Genomic DNA, 18,154 nt, shown 5'->3' with positions numbered 1-18,154 from the left:
ATGGTGCGCATGCTTCTGGTGGAACCCGAGATCCCCGGCAACACGGGCAACGTCATCCGCCTCTCGGCGGTGACGGGTGCCGAGCTGCACCTGGTCGAGCCGCTGGGCTTCGACTTCGACGACGCCAAGCTGCGCCGCGCCGGACTGGACTACCACGACCTCGCGGGCATGCACGTCCACACCGATCTCGAAGCCGCATGGGAGGCGCTGCGACCGCAGCGCGTCTTCGCCTTCACCACCACCGGCACGTCCTCCCACACCGCCGTGCAGTGGCGCAACGACGACGTCATGATGTTCGGACGCGAGTCGGTGGGGCTGTCCGAGCAGCACAAGGCGGACCCACACGTGACGCAGGAGATCCGCATCCCCATGCTTCCGGCTCGCCGCTCGCTCAACCTGGCCAACAGCGTCTCGATCGCCGTCTACGAGGCCTGGCGCCAGAACGGCTTCGACGGCGCCGTGTGAGACGGCGAGCCGCCGCTCAGCACCCGATCGGCGGCTCCGGTGCACCGACCCGGACGAGCGCTGACCCGCCCGGGGCCGGTGCCGCAGATCAGTCAGCGTCCGCCGCGTTGCCGACCGTGACCTCGACGGTCTTCTCCTGGCCGTCGCGCTCGTAGACCAGCTCGCCCTTCCCGCCTGCCGGGACCTCCCGCACAGCGGCGGTGAGCTCATCGGCATCGAGGGTGGTGTGGCCGTTGAAGCTGCGGATGATGTCGCCCTCCTGCAGGCCTGCGTCATCGGCCGGCGAGCCGTCCTCGACGGAGCGCACGAGCGCGCCCTCCGAGAAGGTCCGGCTGTCGCCGTCGTCGGCCGCGGCCGCCGAGACCCCGGCGCCCAGGTAGCCGTGGGTGGCCTCGCCGGTGTCGATGATCTCCTGGGCGATGCGCTCGGCCTGATCGATCGGGATGGCGAAGCCGACGCCGATGCTGCCTGCACCGGCGGATTCCTCGCCCGAGGCCGAGGCGATCGCCACGTTGATGCCGACGACCTTCCCGTCCACGTCGACCAGCGCGCCGCCGGAGTTGCCCGGGTTGATGGAGGCGTCGGTCTGGATCACGTTGAGGAACACAGATTCCGTCTGGCCCTGCGAGGAGTCGCCCTGGCCGTAGTCGAAGAAGAAGTCCTGCCAGCCGCCCCCGCCCTGGTCCCCCTCCGGGCTCTCGCCCTCGTCCGGGGTCTCGGGCACGGCGGAGGAGGCCACGGCGATCGTGCGATCGGTGGTGGAGATGATGCCGTCGGTGACCGTGCCGGACAGCCCCAGCGGAGCGCCGATCGCGATCGCGGTATCCCCCACGTTCAGATCGGACGAGCTGCCGAGCTCGGCGGGCACCAGCCCGTCGTGGTCGATCTTGATGACGGCCAGATCGGACAGCGGATCCGTCCCGACGACCTCGGCGGTGGTCACCGTGCCGTCCGAGAGCTGGACCTCGATCGACGGGTCGCTGGACTGCCCGTCCATGGTCACCACGTGGGTGTTGGTGAGGATGTGGCCCTCCTCGTCCAGGATGATCCCCGAACCGGAGCCTGCGCTCTGGCCGTCCGACGAGGAGATCGTCACGACCGAGGGCGAGGCCTTGGCCGCGGCCCCGGTGATCTCCGTGACGGAGTCGGTGTCGTTGACGATCAGCTCGCGCGAGGCCGCCGCTGTGGAGGCGGCGTCCGAGCCGGCGACCGTGTCCACGGCCGCGTAGGTCCCCGCCCCCACCAGGGCGGAGAGGATCAGACCGCCGGCGATCAGACCGGCACCGCCGCGGCGGCGGGTCTGCGCAGCGGTGCCGCCGGCCTGGTGCCCCGGGCCGAATCCGGAGCCGGCCTGAGAGCCCGCTGCCTGGGGCTGCTGCGAGTACGGGCTGTGCGGCTCCGGCTGTCCGTACGGGCCTGCCGAGGACGCCTCCGCCTGGGGTCGCGTCGATGAGCCGGAATCCTGCGAGCCGGACGAGTATGGCCCTGCCGTCTGCCGCTGATCGCTCCCCTGCTGCTCAGGGTGCTGCTGTCCGGCGCGGGGATCCTGCCCGACGATCGGCTGCGGGGCCGTGCGCGGACCGTCGCCGTCGGAGCCGGGGACCGGCTCGTGGGGCTGATACCCCGGCTGCCATCCGGTGCCGCCGTCTCGGCGGTCGTTCGGACGGGGGGTGTCGGCGCCGTTGCTCAAGCCAGTGCTCCTCATGCGAAGTTCTCGTCGATGGATGCACCCGGACTGTCCGGGGACTGTCCCGGATCGGGCCGCGCAGGCCGGGCCCGCGCACGCGCATCGCGGCCCACAGTATCCAGCGTATGCCTGGAACACCGCTGAGTGTCGGGACGAGACCCTGGGAGCCGCCTGTCCGAGCTCTGTGCGTCGACTGTCCTGCCCTCGGGGCATCGCACCGGGCACCTATACTCGCCGGTGAGTGACCGACACCACGTCGCGGATCCCCTCGTCCATCGGATGCTCCGGTGCGCGCCGCACGCGACCGACCCCACGGAGACCATGCCTCAGCACAGCAGCAGGGCCAGCCGCCGAACCGGTGCCGCACAGCGCAGCATCGTCTGCGCCCTCGGGGCCTTCGCTGTGCTCAGCGCGGCCTCCCCGGCCTGGGCGGAGCCGCCGGTCGACCTGCCCAGCGACGAGCGCATCGTCGACGACTCGGGCGTCCTCCAGGATCCCGGCGGGCTCGAGGAGCAGATCAATGAGCTCACCCAGGATGAGGGCATCACGCTCAGCGTCGTGATCGTCGACGAGTTCACAGATGCAGCCTCCGCCGACGAATGGGTCGAGCAGACCTGGCTCGCCAGCGGGATGGGCAGCTCGGATGCCCTGCTGGCGGTGGCCTCCGAAGATCGGGAGGCGCGCTTCCTGGCCGGCGACGGCGGCGGCATCAGCCTCGACGAGCAGGACAGCATCTATCAGGACGAGATCGTCCCCGAGCTGTCCGACGACGACTGGGACGGGGCGGTGGCCGGTGCCGTCGAGGGCCTCGACCAGGCCGCAGGGGGCACCAGCGGCTCCTCCGACAGCGGCGACGGGGGCCTGTCCTTCAGCCCCATGCTGCTGGTCCTGCTGATCGGCCTGGCCGCGATCTTCGTCCCGTTCGTCCTTCGCGTGGCCCGGCGAGTGAACAGGCAGCGCGCCGGCCAGCGTCAGCAGCAGGGCGAGGCCCGCCAGTCGCGCTACGGCGAGTTCGCCGACGTCCCGATCAAGGAGCTGCGCGTGCGCGCCGGGGAGCAGATCGTCGCCGCCGACAACGCGATCCAGCACTCGGAGCAGGAGCTCGAGTTCGCCCGTCTGCAGTACAGCCAGGCGCAGGTCACTCCCTTCGAGGAGGCGATCCGGCAGGCCAAGGAGCACATGCGGGCCTGCTTCGCGCTGCAGCAGCAGCTCGACGACCACATCCCGGACACAGAGGACGACCAGCGCTCCTGGCTCACGGAGATCATCGGCCGCACGCGGGATGCGCAGCGGCCTCTCGAGGAGCAGAAGGAGGCCTTCGCCGGGCTGCGGCAGCTGGAGACCCGTCTTCCCGAGGCCCTCGCCCAGCTGAAGGAGGAATCGCAGCGCGTCCGTCCGGAGCTCGACGCCGCCGCCGCCCACGTCGACCAGCTCAGCACCCGCTACGCGGACTCGGCGCTGCAGCCGCTGCGCGAGGACCTCGGCCAGGCCCGCGAGCGCCTGCGCTTCGCGGACGACATGGCGGCAGAGGCCGAGGAGGCCGCCCGCGGCGACGACCGCTCGAGCGCCGTCGTGCGGCTGCGCGCCGGTGAGGAGGGCGCCGGCCAGGCCGCCGGACTGCTGCGCTCGATCCGGGAGGCCGCGGACGGGCTGAGCGCGGCGGAGACCGGTCTGCGCGATGCCATGGCCCTTGCCCAGCGCGACATCGCCGAGGCCGAGTCCTATGCGGGCGATGGCTCCCGGCCGGATCTGGCGGCCGCCGCGGCCGGGGTGCGCTCCGTACTCGGGACCATTGACCAGCAGCTGAAGGACCAGCGCATCGACCCCGTCGAGCTGCAGCACCGCCTGGATCTCTCCCGGGATCAGCTCGATCGCACGCTGGGAGGGCTGCGCACCGCCGCCGAGCAGGACCGAGCGCTGCGCGGGCGGCTCGACCAGGCCATCGACTCGGCCCGAACCAGAGTGCAGGCCGCCGAGCGCTACATCTGGGGCAACCGCGGCGGCATCGGCCACGAGGCCCGCACCCGGCTCGCCAACGCCCAGAGCTATCTGGAGCGCGCGCAAGAGCTCGCCCAGTCCGATGCACAGGCCGCTCTCGATGCGGCGCAGCAGGCCGAGCACCACGCCCAGCAGGCCCTGGACGGCGCCCACACCGACTCTCTCGACTTCTCCCACCGCCGCTCCCCCGGATCCGGCAGCTACGGAGGGGCCGCGCTCGGCGGCATCCTCCTGGGCTCGATCCTCGACGAGGTCATGGACGGTTCGCGCCGCGGCTCCGGCGGATTCAGCGGCGGAGGCTTCAACGGCGGGTTCAGCGGAGGCTTCGGCGGAGGAGGGTTCGGCGGTGGGTCCTTCGGAGGCGGAGGGGGACGACGCCGTTCGAGCGGGGGCTCCTTCGGAGGCGGCGGGCGCCGCTCCTTCGGAGGCGGCGGACGCCGCAGCTCCGGCGGGAGGTTCTGAGGGCTCCACCCGAACTCTCAGACAGACCTCCTCTCAGCACTCTTGACCAGCAGGCCGCACCGACCATCAGATTCCCAGCACCATCAGCTCCCCATCCACAGGAGGAACCGACATGTCCAAGCAGTCCATCTTCGGGCGCATCGCCCAGCTCACCCGCGCCAACATCAATGCGCTGATCGACCAGGCCGAGGATCCGCAGAAGATGCTCGATCAGATGGTGCGCGACTACACGGAGAACATCCGCGAGGCGGAGGCCGCCGTCGCCCAGACCATCGGACAGCTGCGGATGCTGGAGCAGGATCACGGCGAGGACGTGCGCGAGGCCCAGGAGTGGGGCTCCAAGGCCCTGGCGGCCTCGAGCCGGGCGGATCAGTTCCGCAGCAGCGGCCAGAGCGGCGAGGCCGAGAAGTTCGACAACCTGACCAAGGTCGCCATCCAGCGCCAGATGCAGCACGAGTCCGAGGCGCGCGCGGCCGAGCCGCAGATCCAGGCGCAGACCGAGGTCGTCAACCGCCTCAAGGACGGTCTGAACAAGATGCACGGCAAGCTCCAGGAGCTGTCGAACAAGCGCGATGAGCTCAATGCCCGGCAGAAGACCGTGCAGGCGCAGTCGCAGGTCCAGGATGCGCTCAAGGCCTTCGACGTCATGGATCCCACGTCCGAGGTCTCGCGCTTCGAGGACAAGATCCGCCGTGAGGAGGCCCGCGTGATGGGCCAGCAGGAGCTCGCCGCCTCCAGCCTGGACGCCCAGTTCGAGTCACTGGAGGATCTCAGCCAGGAGTCCGAGGTCGAGGCCCGGTTCGCCGCCCTCAAGGCCGGGCGCACCACCGATCACCTCTCCAGCCTGCCCGCGCCCCAGCAGATCGGCGAGGTCGAGCACTGAGCCCGCTGGACCCGACGGCCGGCCCGCTCCCCCGAGACACGGGGCAGCGGACCGGCCGTCGGTCTGTCCGCGGCCGATCGGCGCGCGAGGGCCACTGACGAGGGGCCCTTTCGCCGAGCCGAGCCCCCTGACGGGCAGGCCCCGCTCTCTCCTGCCGATGCGAGGCTCAAGGTGGGCTCATGCGGGGTTCAAGGTGGGCACAGGGTCCGGGCACAGCAGAAGACCCCCGGAACCGACGGTTCCGGGGGTCTTCTTCACTACGTGGTTGCGGGGGCAAGATTTGAACTTGCGACCTCTGGGTTATGAGCCCAGCGAGCTACCGAACTGCTCCACCCCGCGGCGACAGAGAACGACTATACGCACTTCCCCGAGCCTTCGCAAACCGAGGGTCGCCCGGCGTTCACGGCCCGTCCACCGGACCGTCGCCGACTGCCTCACCCGCAGACGCAGGAGGGCCCCGTCGGGGTCGTGCGGTGCACGCCTTCCCGACGGGGCCCTCCTGCGCCTCAGCAGCCGACCGGCTGCCCGATCACTGATCCGCGTTCGGATCCGTGGGACCCGGCGAGGCGCTGGTGTCGAGGCCCTCGGCCGTCATGGCCCGCCCGAGGGCGTCGTCGAGACGGTCCTGAGCCTCGCCGTAGGCGGCCCAGTCGCCCTCCTCCATGGCCGTCTGCGAGTCCTCCATGGCATCGGCCGCATCCGACAGCGCCGAGTCCAGGTCGGTGCCGCCGCTCGGAGCGGTGGTCTCGCCATCGGCGGGCTGCTCCTCCTCGGCCGGCTGCTCGCCGTCCTGGTCCTCCGCCGCCTTGGCGGCCTCGGCCTCGGTGACGCCCGCGCCGTCTGTCGTCTGAGCGCCCGAGTCGCCGCCGAAGACCTGGTCCAGGGCCTCGTCGAGCGTGGGAGCGAATCCGACCTCCTCGCCGAAGCTGACCAGCACGCGCCGCAGAGTGGGATAGCCGGACTCGCCCGAGGAGCGGACGTAGACGGGCTGGATGTACATCATGCCATCGTTGACCGGCAGGGCCAGCATGTTGCCGTTGATCACCTCGGAGCCGCCCTGGCGCAGCAGGTTCAGGGCGGAGGAGACCTCGGTGTTCGAGTTGAAGTTGTTCTGCGCCTGGCCCGGTCCCGGGACCACGGAGCTGCGGGGCAGCTCGAGCAGCTTCAGGTCTCCGTACTCGTCCGACTTCACGCCGTCCTCGCCGGTGCCGGCATCGCCGTTGGCGGCCAGGTAGCCGTAGAGCACGTTGCGGGAGTTCTCCCCCTCGTTCTGCTGCGGGATGAACGGGGTGGTCAGCTGGAAGCTGGCCTCCGGCTCCTCCGGCATCTGCATGGAGAGGTAGTACGGCGGGATGGCCGTGGCGGCGTCGGTCGTGGGGTCGTTCGGGATCGACCAGACGTCGTCGCCGGCGTAGAACGAGCCCGCATCGGTGACGTGGTACCGGTTGAGCAGCTCGCGCTGGACCTTGAAGATGTCCTCCGGGTAGCGCACGTGCTCCATCAGCTCGGCCGACATCTCCGAGTACGGCTTGTACGAGGTCGGGAAGATGCCCTGCCAGGCCTTCAGCACGGGATCCTCCTCGTCCCAGGCGTACAGGTCCACGGAGCCGTCGTACGCATCGACGGTCGCCTTGACCGAGTTGCGCATGTAGTTCGCCTGCTCGCTGGGCAGCGCCGCGGAGGCGCCCTCGGCGGTCGCGGTGTCCTCGGTCGCGTCGTCGAGCTCCATGGGCGTGGAGTACGGGTAGGCGTCCGAGGTCGTGTAGGCGTCCACGATCCACTTGACGCGCCCGTCCACGATGGCCGGGTACGGGTTGCCGTCGACCGTGAGGTACGGGGCGACCTTCTCGACGCGCTCGCGCGGCGTGCGGTCGAAGAGCACCTGCGAATCGGGCCGCACGGCATCCGAGAACATCAGGTCCGTGGACTGGAACTTGATGGCGTAGGACAGCCGGTTCAGCGGGTTGCCCACGTTGGGGCCGCCCTCGCCGGAGAACGTGGTGCGGACGTCGTCCTCCTCGTCGTCCGAGGTCGACGGGCGATCCAGCTCGAGGTCCGGGTCCTCCTCCGCACCGCCGACGATCGAGTACTCGGGAGACTGCTCGCCGAAGTAGATCCGCGGCTCGTAGTCCTCCGAGATCTCGCCGCCGGCCATGATGCCGCCCTGGATGAACGACGGGGAGCCGTCGGCCTCCACGCGGTCGCCGAAGGCTGCGATCAGGCCGTAGCCGTGCGTGTAGACGACGTGCTGGTTGTACCAGCCGTCGGTCTCGCCCTGGTTGAGCTCGCGGGCGGCCAGAACGGTGTCCTGGACCTGGCCGTCGATCTCGTAGCGGTCCACGTTCAGGGTGGAGGGGAAGGAGTAGTACGGGCGGAACTGCTGCAGCTGCGCGAAGGCCGGGGAGACGACGTTCGGGTCGAGCAGACGGATGTTGGACGTGGTCTCCTCGTAGTCGGCCAGCGCGCCCTCCTGCGTCTGCGTGGTCGCGTCGTAGGCCTGGGTCTCGGTCTGATCCAGGCCGAAGGCGGCGCGAGTGCCGTCGATGTTGCGCTGGATGTACTCGTCCTCCATCTGCTGCTCGGAGGGCAGGACCTGGAAGCGCTGCACGAGCGACGGGTAGATCCCGCCTGCGACCACGGCGACGATCACGAGCATGGCCGTGCCGATCATGGGCAGGCGCCAGCGGCCCACGACGGCCGAGGCGACGAACAGCGCGGCGACGACAAGCGCAGCAGCGGCCAGGATCCCGCGCACCGGGATCACGGCGTTGACGTCCGTGTACATGGCACCGGTCCAGCTGCCGCCGGTGTTCTGCAGAGTGGCGTAGCGGTCCAGCCAGAAGTTCACGCCCTGCAGCACCAGGAAGGCGGCGGCCGTGACGGCCAGCTGCACGCGGGCCGCGCGGCTGAAGCTCAGTCCGCGCTCGGAGAGGCGGATGGCGCCGTAGAGGTAGTGGACCAGCAGCGCCGCGATGCCGCACAGCAGCAGCGTGGAGGTCAGGAAGCCGATCAGCAGCTGCAGGAACGGCAGGGTGAAGACCCAGAAGGCCAGGTCCATGCCGAACTCGGGGTCGTCCTGCCCGAAGGGGACCTGGTGGAAGAACAGCAGCACGGTCTCCCACTGGGAGGCGATCGTGGAGGCCGTGAACAGCCCGAACAGCACGGGCACCGCGATCATGGCGATCCGGCGCACGGGCTCGAAGGCCTGCTGGTAGCGCCGCAGGTTGTCATCCGTGGCGTCGGCCGCGGTGATCGGCCGGCTGCGGTAGGCCACGCGCATGGAGATCCACAGCAGAGCAGCCACCAGCGCCGCGGCCACCAGGAACAGCCCCGCGCGGGCGATGTTCTGCGTGGCGAACACGTTCAGGTACCCGAGCTGGTCGAACCACAGGATCTCCGTGTACACCTGCGTGAACGCGACGAACGCGGCGATCAGCGCCACCACGATGATGACGGTCGGCAGCAGGGCTCCGTTGCGCCGGGACTGACGAGCCGCGGGCCCGTCTCCAGCGGGAGTGCTGCCTGCGGGGCCCTTCGGCGGGCGGGGCGGTTCTGCCGGTCCAGCGGTCACGAGATCCTGGGCCTTCCCTGGGGTAGGAGCGTTCGAGCCGGTCCCGGATGATGCGCTGGTCAGCGCAGCTCGAGCGGGATGGTCGAAGATGTCAGGCGCTCCGACGACAGACGGGGCACCACCTCCATTGTCGGGCCTGACGCGCACATGGGCAAAGTCGGTGAATCCTCTGGGAACCGGAAGAGCTGCCCGTGCTCAGTCCTGCGCGTCCCCGCAGCTGGGCAGGGCGGACAGATCGCCGTCATCGGCCAGGACGGCCAGGGCCTCCTCGGCCTCATCGAGGGTGTCCACGGCGACGACGGGCAGGCCGTCCGGGGTGTGGCCGCGCACCTCGTCGCAGTTCTCGACCGGCGCCAGGAAGAGATCCGCCCCGGCCTGCGAGGCTCCGATCATCTTCTGCCGGATGCCGCCGATCGGGCCGACGTCGCCCTCGGCGTCGATAGTCCCGGTGCCGACCACGTGGTGGTCTCCTGCCAGCGAGCCCTCGGTGAGCTGGTCGATCAGGCTCAGCGAGAGCATCATCCCGGCGCTCGGACCGCCCACGTCCTCCAGGCCGAAGTCGACCTCGAAGGGGAAGTCGAACTCGCGGTCCAGGTAGACGCCGAGCTGACGGCCGTGGCCCTCGTCGATCGTCTCGACGGAGACGTCGGTGCGGGTGCCGTCGCGCAGCACCGAGAGCTGGGCCGAGTCATCCGGCATGGCCAGGAGGTCGTCGCGCAGGGACTCGAACGAGGCGATGGGCTCGCCGTCGAGCTCGAGCAGCTGGTCGCCGACCCGCAGGGACGACTCCGCGGGCACTCCGGGCTCGATCGCGGAGACGCTCAGGGAGGTCTCGTAGTCGTGGTCGAGGTCGTTGAGCCCCGCGGCGATCGCCATGTCCTGCGAGGACTCCATGGCTGCGGTGCCCGAGTCGGCGACCTCCTCCTGCGTGGTCGCCGGCGGGTACATGACCTCCAGCGGAACGACCGCCATCCCCGGATCCGCCCACGAGATCATGGTCTCGAGCACCCGGGGGCTCGAGCCCGGCCCGCCGACCACGTAGACGGTCGAGAAGTCGAGCTGCGAGTCGGTGGGAAAGGTCTCGGCCCCGTCGATCGTCATGATCGGCTGCTCGCCGACCTCGCCGGCGATGTCGAACGTGGGCCCCGGCCGCTCGACCACGTACGGGGTGGGGGCCCAGGCGCACACGATCAGCAGCGCACCAGCCGCGATCAGCGATCCGCCTTCCAGGCCGGGGCGGAGTCGGGGGCGGGACACGGGGATCAGGACCTCGGGATCTTCTCGGGCACCGGCGGGACGGGGCTGCTCGCACTCGATGAGCGGCACCGACCGATCCTAGTCCGACGCGCCCCGACATGCTTCCAGCGAACGGCGGGCCGCGGTCGAGTCGGCGTCGCTACCCTGGGACGACGACTCCCGCGTGCCCAGCGCACGAGGGTCCGCAGCAGACCGCCGGACGCAGCCCGACCGGGGCGGCGCCGGCGCCGCACACGCAGCCATCGATCTTCAGAACAGGACCAGGACCATGAGCTCCCAGTCACCGAACGGCGACGACGACCGCGAGGGTCAGGGCCAGGACCCCTTCCAGCAGATGTTCCGGCAGTTCCTGGGGCAGTCCGGGATGTCCCCGGAGGACCTGCAGAAGATGGGCATGCCGACCGATCCCGCCGCCATGCAGGCCATGTTCGCGCAGGTGCAGTCCATGTTCTCGGGCGCTGGCCAAGACGGCCCCGTCAACTGGCAGGCCGCCAAGGACCATGCCCGCCGGGTCGTCTCGGCCGGCGGGGATCCGTCCGTGACCGATGCCCAGCGCAAGGTCGTCGACCACGCCGTCCAGCTCGCGCAGCTGTGGGTCGAGGACCACACGAGCTTCGGGCAGGCTCCGCTGCAGCCGGCTGCGTGGTCGCGCTCCGAGTGGGTCGAAGGCACGTTCGAGACCTGGCGGGAGATCACCGGCCCCGTGGCCGAGTCGATCACCAAGGCGCTGACGGACACCCTCACCCAGCAGCTGCCGGAGGAGGTCTCCCAGATGATGGGCGGGGCCTCGAACATGCTGGCCGGTGCCGGCGGGATGATGTTCGCCATGCAGCTGGGCCAGGCCATCGGCGGCCTGGCCGCCGAGGTCGTCTCGTCCTCGGACATCGGCCTGCCGCTGGGCGGGGACCGTCCAGCCATGCTCCCGCGCAACGTCGAGGAGTTCGGCGAGGGCCTGGACATCCCCGCTCAGGAGGTCGTGATCTACCTCGCCGTCCGCGAGGTCGTGCACACGCGCCTCTTCCACGCCTCGCCCTGGCTGCGCCCCCACCTCATCGATCTGATCACCCGGTTCTCCCGCGAGATCCACATCGACATGGAGCGCATCGAGGGCCTGGCCGCGGACATCGATCCCTCGGATCCCTCCGCCGTGCAGGAGGCCCTGGGCTCCGGGGTCTTCCTGCCCGAGCAGTCCGCCGAGCAGAAGGCCGTGCTGGGCCGCCTCGAGACGCTGCTGGCGCTGATCGAGGGCTGGGTCGACGTCGTGACGGTGCGCGCGACCGCCAACCTGCCTTCGTCGGCTGCGCTGTCGGAGACCATCCGCCGTCGTCGCGCCTCGGGCGGGCCGGCCGAGCACGCCTTCGCGTCCCTGATCGGGCTCGAGCTGCGCCCGCGCCGCATGCGCGACGCCGCGGCCTTCTGGGAGCGCGTCGAGCAGCGCCGCGGCCTCGAGGACCGCGACGGCCTCTGGGAGTCCGCCGAGCTGCTGCCCACCGACGAGGATCTCGACGATCCGGAGGGCTACGAGTCCCGTCGCGGGCTGCTCACGGCCTCCGAGGACGAGCTCGACGCCGCCCTGCGCAGCCTCCTGGACAGCGAGTCGATGTCCGAGGACGACGCACGGGACTCCGGCTCCTCCGCGGATCAGGAACCCGAGTCGGGCCCCGGCTCGGACTCCGATCCTGACTCGGGAGACAGCGGACGCTGATCCGGTTCCCCCAGGGCCCAGGCCGCTCCCTCGAGGAAGGCCTGGGCCCTGTCCATGTCCGGGTGCAGCGCCTCCAGACGACGGAACTGCGGACCGTGGCCGGCCTCCAGCAGGTGGCACAGCTCGTGGTGCAGCACGGTGTCGAGCACCCATTCGGGGGCGCTGCGCAGGCGATCCGAGACGCGGATCCGACCGGTGGCCGGCGTGGCTGAGGCCCAGCGCCCGGTCTGCCGGGACGTCCACACCACGTCCGTCGGCTGCGCCCGGCCCCCGAGAAGGCGCTCGGAGAGCTCCCGAGCACGGCCCATCAGGTACTCGTCGCGCCCGCGCGCGTTCGAGGCGGCTCGGGTGCGCTCGCGCTGGTCGACCAGGCGGGTGGTCATCTGCTCGGCCCATCGCGCGACCTCGCGGGACGACATCATCGCGGGGACCTGCAGGATGATCCGCTCCCCCGACCAGTGCGCGGAGACCGTGCGGCGGCGGCGCTGCGAGCGCCGGACCTCGACCTCGGGCTCCTCGCCGGTCTCGGCCTCGCCGGAGGCGCCTGCATCGGCAGCGCTGTCCGGACGATCGGCGGAGTGCTGGCGGGGGCGACGGGCGGCAGGCATGGACCGAAGGCTACCCATCCTCGCCTGTGGACAGCGCTCGAGTCTGCTCGAGGCCGCGCAGACTGCAGGCCCGGGGCGCTTCCCGGATCCGCTCGCTGCGCCATCGAGCGCGCGGCCGCCTGCTGAGAGGACTCCCATGCTGCCCACAGCCCCCGTGCCCGCCGCACCGGCACGGCTCGACCCGCTGCTCATGCCCCGCTCCAGCACCACGCACCTGCGTCTGGGCGCGGCCGTGTGCGACATGCGCGTGCTGCTGCTGGGCCTGAGCCCCCTCACGGCGGCCGCGGCCGTGATGCTGGCCGGGTGCGGGGTGCGCGGCTTCACCGTGGCCGACGACGGCTGGGTCACCTGGGCGGATGCCCGCGCAGGCTCCTTCGACTCGACCGAGGTGGGACTGCCCCGGGACCTGTGCACGCGCCGGCGCATCCGGGCGGCCAACGCGCTCGCAGCCCCGGTGACCTGGACCGATGATGTCCTCACCGACGCCCGACCCGGCCGTGTGGTGCTGCGGGCCTCCCGGCTGCGCGCTGCCGCGCAGGAGGGGCTCCGGCTCGAGGTGCCCGGCGACCATCTGAGACTGCCGGACGGGGTGCCACTGGTGGAGGTGCTGCAGCTGCCCGAGCTCGCGGGGCTCAGCGCCGCGGTCCTTGAGCAGACCGGCGCCTGGCACCGGCGCCCCTGCCAGCAGTGCCTGCAGCGGATCGCCGAGCACGCCCACCAGGACGGCGCGCAGCAGGTGGACCGGCCTGGGCCGCTGATGGCCATGCGCGCAGCGGCGCCCGCTCATACGGCGTGGGCAGCGGGAATGGTCGTCCAGGCGGTGCTGGCCGCCGCCCTGGAGCCCGAGGAGCCGCAGCAGAAGTCGCCGCGGCGGTGGCTGCTCGGTCCCGGGCACCCCTTCAGCACCCGCACCGCCGTGTCCGAGCCGCCCGGATCCGCCTGCGACCTGTGCCGCGTGTGAACTGCGCCCGGCGGATCGGCTGCCGGACGCGGCTCAGCGGGTGGGCAGGAGGTCCTTCAGGAAGCGCGACGGGCGCCGGTTGGCGCGTCCGCCCGGGGTCCGCGAGGCTGAGCACGAGAGCACCAGCTGCTCGCGGGCACGGGTGATGCCGACGTAGAGCAGTCGGCGCTCCTCGTCGATCTCGTCCGAGGTCTCGGCGAACGTGATCGGCATGAGCCCCTCCGACAGCCCCGTCAGGAAGACCGCGTCCCACTCCAGGCCCTTGGCCGAGTGCAGGGAGGCCAGGGTGACCCCCTCGACCGGGGGCGCGTCCTGGGCCACGGCCCGACGACCCAGCTCCTCGGCCACGTGCCGCAGGGTGAACGGGCCGGGGCCCTCCGTCCCGGCGCGCTGAGCGGCCTGGAGCGATTCGGTGTGCGCGGCGGCCAGGCGGTCCGTCATGTCCACCAGCGCCGCCATGGACTCCCACTTCTCCCGCGTGCTGCCCACGGTGCGCGGGGCGTGCTGCGACCAGCCCAGCGAGCGCAGCATGTCCCGGACCTGCTGGGCCACGGCGCCGGTTCCGGACTCCGCCTCGGCCCCTGCCGCGGAGCGGATCTGCACCATGGCCTGGCGCACCTCCGGACGGCGGAAGAACTGCTCGGTGCCGCGCAGCCGGAAGCCGATGCCGGCATCGGCCAGTGCGGTCTCGAAGGCCTGGGCCTGCCCATTGGTGCGGTAGAGCACGGCGATCTCGGTGGCCGGGACGCCGTCCTGGAGCAGGTCCTGGATGCGCACGGCGGTGCCCTGGGCCTCGGCCTGATCGTCCTGGTACTCGTGCCAGTCCGGGACGGGACCGGCGGCGCGCTGCCCCACCAGGCGCAGGGGCTCGGCCCACAGCCCCTCGGTCGAATCCGGGCCGGCACGACGCGCACTGAGCAGGCGATTGGCCGTGTCCACGATCTGCGGGGTGGAGCGGTAGTCGCGCACCAGGCGGATCACCCGGGCGGATTCGTAGCGCGCCGGGAACTCGAGCAGGTGCCGAGACGTGGCGCCCGTGAACGAGTAGATGGTCTGGGAGGCATCGCCCACCACGCACAGGTCGTCGCGCGGGCCGAGCCAGGCGTCCAGGAGGCGCTGCTGCAGCGGCGAGACGTCCTGGTACTCGTCGACCACGAAGTGCTGGTACTGCGCCCGCACAGCCGCCGCGATCCGCTGGTCCTCCTCGAGGATGCCGGTCATGATGGCCAGCACGTCCTCGAAGTCGATCAGGTTCCGGTCGGTCTTGAGATCCTCGTAGGTCTGCCACAGCCGCTGGATCGTAGTGGCGCTGTGCCCGCCGGGCAGGTCCCGGACGGAGCCGGCCGCGGCCTCTCGGGCGATGGCATCCGGGTACATGTCCGGCACGAGCAGCAGCGCCCGGGCGCGCTCGATCTCCCCCGACAGGTCGCGGATCGCCGCGAGGTCGCTGCTCAGGCGCATGGAGCCGGCCGCCTCCGCGATCAGCCGCGCCTTGTGCGTGACCAGGTCCGGGATGGAGCCGCCGACGGCCTGGGGCCAGAAGTACTGCAGCTGGCGCAGGGCCGCCGAGTGGAACGTCCGGGCCTGCACGCCCTCCGCGCCCAGCAGACGCAGGCGATCGCGCATCTCGTGGGCGGCCCGGGCCGTGAAGGTCAGGGCCAGGACCTTCTGGGGGATGTAGACCCCCACGGCGATCCCGTAGGCGATCCGGTGGGTGATGGCCCGGGTCTTGCCGGTGCCCGCGCCGGCCAGCAGGCACACCGGTCCGCGCAGGGCCGTGGCGGCCTCGCGCTGCTCGGGATCCAGGCCTTCGAGGATGCGCTCCTCGAGAGGAAGCTGCTCGGTCTCCGGCAGCGCGAACAGTGCCGCGGAGGCGGCGTCCGGGACGATCTCGCGCTCGAGGTGCTCCAGGCTCACCATTCGGCCCCCGTCAGAGGGCTGCCGTTCCAGTGCTCGATCAGGGAGCGGGCGATGGAGATCCGCCCGGGCAGAAGCAGCTCACCGACCTCCGAGGTGCGGCGCAGCTGCTCGCGGGTCACCCAGCGCAGCTCGGCGATCTCCTCGCCGTCCGGGGCGACCTGCCCGCCCTGCAGGCGCGCGGTGCAGCCGATCATCAGCGATCGCGGGAACGGCCACGGCTGGGAGCCCAGGATGCGGACATCGCCCACGTCCGCCCCGGACTCCTCCTGGATCTCGCGGCGCACCGCCTGATCGATCGACTCCCCCGGCTCCACGAACCCAGCCAGCGTGGAGAAGCGGCCCTCCGGCCAGGCCGCCGCGCGGCCCAGCAGCAGGCGCTCCTGGTCGCTTCCGGGCTCGCCGTCGGTGACGGCCACGATGATCGCGGGATCGGTGCGGGGGAAGTGCAGGGAGGAGTCCTGCGGGCAGACGCGTATCCAGCCCGAGCGCGCGACCTCCGTGACCTCGCCGCAGCGCGGGCAGCGGGGGTGGTCCAGATGCCAGGCCATGGCGGCCTGAGCGGCCACCGCCAGCGCCTCGTCCTCCGGGGACCGGCCGATCATGGACAGGGCCGCCTGACGCAGCCCCTGCCACTGATGCCCCGGGGCAGCGGTGTCGAGCTGGGCCTGGACGGCCGCGATCTGCTGGCCGAGCTCGTCGACCACGCCGTGGGTGGTGTCCTGCAGAGCGGACTGGGAATCGTCCAGGGCGCGCACGGTGACTCCCACGCGCTGCTGCGGATCATGCTCCTCGTCCGGCAGCACGGCGGCGGCGGCGACCTCCCCCAGGAAGACCTCCGGCCGGGCGGGATCAGCCGGAAGCTCCGGCAGCTGCGAGCGCTCCAGCAGCACCAGGCGGTCCCCGCGCAGGGGAAGCCGCCCGCCGAGCATCACGAGCACGAGCCGGGCGCCGCGGCGCAGATCCGTGCGCTCGCGCTCGACCGCGCGCCGGTCCAGCGCCTCCGTGGAGAGCATGAACGAGGGGTCCAGACGATCGAAGTCCGGCCCCGAGGAGGTGCCGGGCGCCTGGTGATCGTGGGCCGAAGGTGTATGGCGGGTCTGGTCTGTGGGCACGCGACCACTGTAGAGCCCGCAGCTGACGACGCATCGCGGCCCGTCGCGTGCCCTGATGCCCCCACCGGGAAGCGGTGGAGATCGCTCGGGCCCCGCTGAGCAGGAGGGCGCTGTGGAGCGAGGCGGGACGCGGTCGTCGTGCGCGGGAAGCGACCAGGATGCGCTTGTAGGGTTGCCTGCATGACATCGTCCCTGGAGCACCTTGCGGCCGCGGCGGCCGCGGCCGTCCCCGGGCTGCGCCCTGCGGGTGTGGCCCCCTCCCCCGACGACGACGCCGACTTCCGCTCCGCCGTGGTCGTCGATGCCTCGCAGCGCCGGTGGCGCGTGCGCAGCTCGCTGACCGACGAGGCCTCCATGCGCCTGGCCTCCGAACACGCCGTTCTCAGTTCGTTCAGCCCGGCGCTGCGCGCCAAGCTGCCGTTCCACATGCCCACCGTCGTGGGCTCGGTCGAGGACCGCGGACGGCGCCTGTTCGTGTACTCGCACCTTCCCGGTGGCCCGGTGCCGATCGACGACCTCATGGACCTGGCCGACGCTCCGCCGGCGCGACCGCAGCCCCCGAGCGCCGAGCCCGTGCCGCAGGCCGCCGCGCAGCTGGGCCAGCTGATCGCCGCGATCCACTCGCTGCCGCGCGCCATGGTCATGGACGCCGATCTGCCCGCCTACAGCTCGGAGCAGTGCCGCCGGCGCCGGCTCAGCGAGCTCGACCAGGCAGCGACCACCGGACGCATCCCCGCGGCTCTGCTGCGGCGCTGGGAGGATGCGCTGGAGGACCGCACGCTGTGGCGCTTCTCCACCCATGTGATCCACGGCGACCTCCACGAGGACAATCTGACCGTGGAGGGCAACCGGATCACGGCCGTCACCGGCTGGTCGGACGTGCACGTGGGCGATCCCGCCGACGACTTCGCCTGGCTGATCGGGGCCAGCGACCCGTCGTTCGCCGCCGCCGTGGTCGCGGAGTACTCCCGGCACACCCCCGCCGCGCCGGACCCGCACCTGCTGCGCCGCGCGCATCTGGAGGCCGAGTTCGCCCTGGCCCGCTGGCTCGTGCGGGGCGTCTCACGGGATCTGCCGGAGCTGGTCGCCGACGCCGAGTCCATGCTGCGCATCCTGGAGAAGGACGTGGAGGCCTACGACCGGGAGCTCTCGGCCACATGCGGAGCCGAGGCCGAGCAGTCGATCGAGGCCCGCACCGAGCATGCCCGCGCCTCCCGGCAGCGCGCCGAGGAGGACTCCTTCACGGCCACCGGCCTCCACGGCCTGAACCGGGACTCGCTGTTCTCGGATCCCGCCGACGACGCAGGAGTCGGCACGGCCGAGCCTCTGGCGGACGACGACTCCCCTGAGCCTTCCGGCGCGAAGGACGAGAGTCCCGCCGCCGACCCGCACACCGGGGCCACCGTCACCCCGCTGCGCCGACCCGACCCCGGGACCTCGCAGGACTGAGAGCCAGGGCCGAGACCGCGGCGGCGTCGCCCACTGCGGAGGACCATGACTGCGGGCTCCGCGCGGCCCGAGGGGC

Annotated in this window: 12 protein-coding genes and 1 tRNA gene; 6 read left to right on the top strand and 7 right to left on the bottom strand. The window is 71.7% G+C overall.

Translation table 11 applies throughout. The features are described 5' to 3' along the window. On the top strand, window positions 1–465 hold the full coding sequence (locus FFS25_RS03965; protein WP_137801995.1) for a tRNA (cytidine(34)-2'-O)-methyltransferase: 465 nt from the start codon (window positions 1–3) through the stop codon (window positions 463–465). 88 nt (window positions 466–553) lie between these two features. Here FFS25_RS03965 and FFS25_RS03960 read toward each other — a convergent pair whose 3' ends face one another. After that, on the bottom strand, window positions 554–2,155 hold the full coding sequence (locus FFS25_RS03960) for a S1C family serine protease (RefSeq protein ID WP_137801994.1): 1,602 nt from the start codon (window positions 2,153–2,155) through the stop codon (window positions 554–556). A gap of 318 nt (window positions 2,156–2,473) precedes the next feature. Here FFS25_RS03960 and FFS25_RS03955 point away from each other — a divergent pair, with 318 nt between their 5' ends. Continuing rightward, window positions 2,474–4,612, top strand: coding sequence for a TPM domain-containing protein (locus tag FFS25_RS03955; RefSeq protein WP_171004087.1), 2,139 nt, complete (start codon window positions 2,474–2,476; stop codon window positions 4,610–4,612). 112 nt (window positions 4,613–4,724) lie between these two features. Then, window positions 4,725–5,495 (top strand): PspA/IM30 family protein, encoded by a 771-nt coding sequence (locus FFS25_RS03950; protein WP_137801992.1) that lies wholly within the window; start codon window positions 4,725–4,727, stop codon window positions 5,493–5,495. A 262-nt stretch (window positions 5,496–5,757) separates the two neighbouring features. Here FFS25_RS03950 and FFS25_RS03945 read toward each other — a convergent pair. The 3 genes from FFS25_RS03945 to FFS25_RS03935 all read right to left on the bottom strand — a co-directional run bounded on the left by FFS25_RS03945 (window position 5,758) and on the right by FFS25_RS03935 (window position 10,392). Further along, a tRNA-Met gene (locus FFS25_RS03945) sits at window positions 5,758–5,834 on the bottom strand. A 190-nt stretch (window positions 5,835–6,024) separates the two neighbouring features. Further along, the gene (locus tag FFS25_RS03940; RefSeq protein WP_137801991.1) at window positions 6,025–9,066 is read right to left on the bottom strand and encodes a UPF0182 family membrane protein; all 3,042 of its coding nucleotides are present in this window, start codon (window positions 9,064–9,066) and stop codon (window positions 6,025–6,027) included. 195 nt (window positions 9,067–9,261) lie between these two features. Then, window positions 9,262–10,392, bottom strand: coding sequence for a YlbL family protein (locus tag FFS25_RS03935; protein WP_137801990.1), 1,131 nt, complete (start codon window positions 10,390–10,392; stop codon window positions 9,262–9,264). Window positions 10,393–10,591: 199 nt separating this feature from the next. On the opposite strand from FFS25_RS03935, the gene FFS25_RS03930 reads away from it, so the two are divergent. Continuing rightward, window positions 10,592–12,028 (top strand): zinc-dependent metalloprotease, encoded by a 1,437-nt coding sequence (locus tag FFS25_RS03930; protein ID WP_249933763.1) that lies wholly within the window; start codon window positions 10,592–10,594, stop codon window positions 12,026–12,028. On the opposite strand, the gene FFS25_RS03925 is transcribed toward FFS25_RS03930, so the two are convergent. After that, the gene (locus FFS25_RS03925) at window positions 11,965–12,636 is read right to left on the bottom strand and encodes a M48 metallopeptidase family protein (RefSeq protein WP_137801988.1); all 672 of its coding nucleotides are present in this window, start codon (window positions 12,634–12,636) and stop codon (window positions 11,965–11,967) included. The genes FFS25_RS03930 and FFS25_RS03925 overlap by 64 nt on opposite strands. 136 nt (window positions 12,637–12,772) lie before the next feature. Here FFS25_RS03925 and FFS25_RS03920 point away from each other — a divergent pair, with 136 nt between their 5' ends. Further along, window positions 12,773–13,597 (top strand): hypothetical protein, encoded by an 825-nt coding sequence (locus FFS25_RS03920; RefSeq protein ID WP_137801987.1) that lies wholly within the window; start codon window positions 12,773–12,775, stop codon window positions 13,595–13,597. Between the two features lie 33 nt (window positions 13,598–13,630). Here FFS25_RS03920 and FFS25_RS03915 read toward each other — a convergent pair whose 3' ends face one another. Both FFS25_RS03915 and nudC read right to left on the bottom strand, forming a co-directional pair. Next, complete coding sequence (locus tag FFS25_RS03915; protein ID WP_137801986.1) at window positions 13,631–15,517, bottom strand: ATP-dependent helicase; 1,887 nt, start codon at window positions 15,515–15,517, stop codon at window positions 13,631–13,633. Next, the gene (gene nudC, locus FFS25_RS03910) at window positions 15,511–16,629 is read right to left on the bottom strand and encodes an NAD(+) diphosphatase (RefSeq protein WP_249933762.1); all 1,119 of its coding nucleotides are present in this window, start codon (window positions 16,627–16,629) and stop codon (window positions 15,511–15,513) included. Before nudC ends, FFS25_RS03915 begins: the two co-directional genes overlap by 7 nt. A 180-nt stretch (window positions 16,630–16,809) precedes the next feature. Between nudC and FFS25_RS03905 the strand changes: the two genes are divergently transcribed. Further along, window positions 16,810–18,078, top strand: coding sequence for a macrolide 2'-phosphotransferase (locus tag FFS25_RS03905; RefSeq protein ID WP_137801985.1), 1,269 nt, complete (start codon window positions 16,810–16,812; stop codon window positions 18,076–18,078). Window positions 18,079–18,154 lie beyond the last annotated feature (76 nt).

Source organism: Kocuria sp. 2SI (assembly GCF_005502825.1).
Taxonomy (GTDB): Bacteria; Actinomycetota; Actinomycetes; order Actinomycetales; family Micrococcaceae; genus Kocuria; species Kocuria palustris.
The sequence above is the reverse complement of the archived record's forward strand: the minus strand, read 5'-3'. Positions and strand labels throughout refer to the sequence as shown.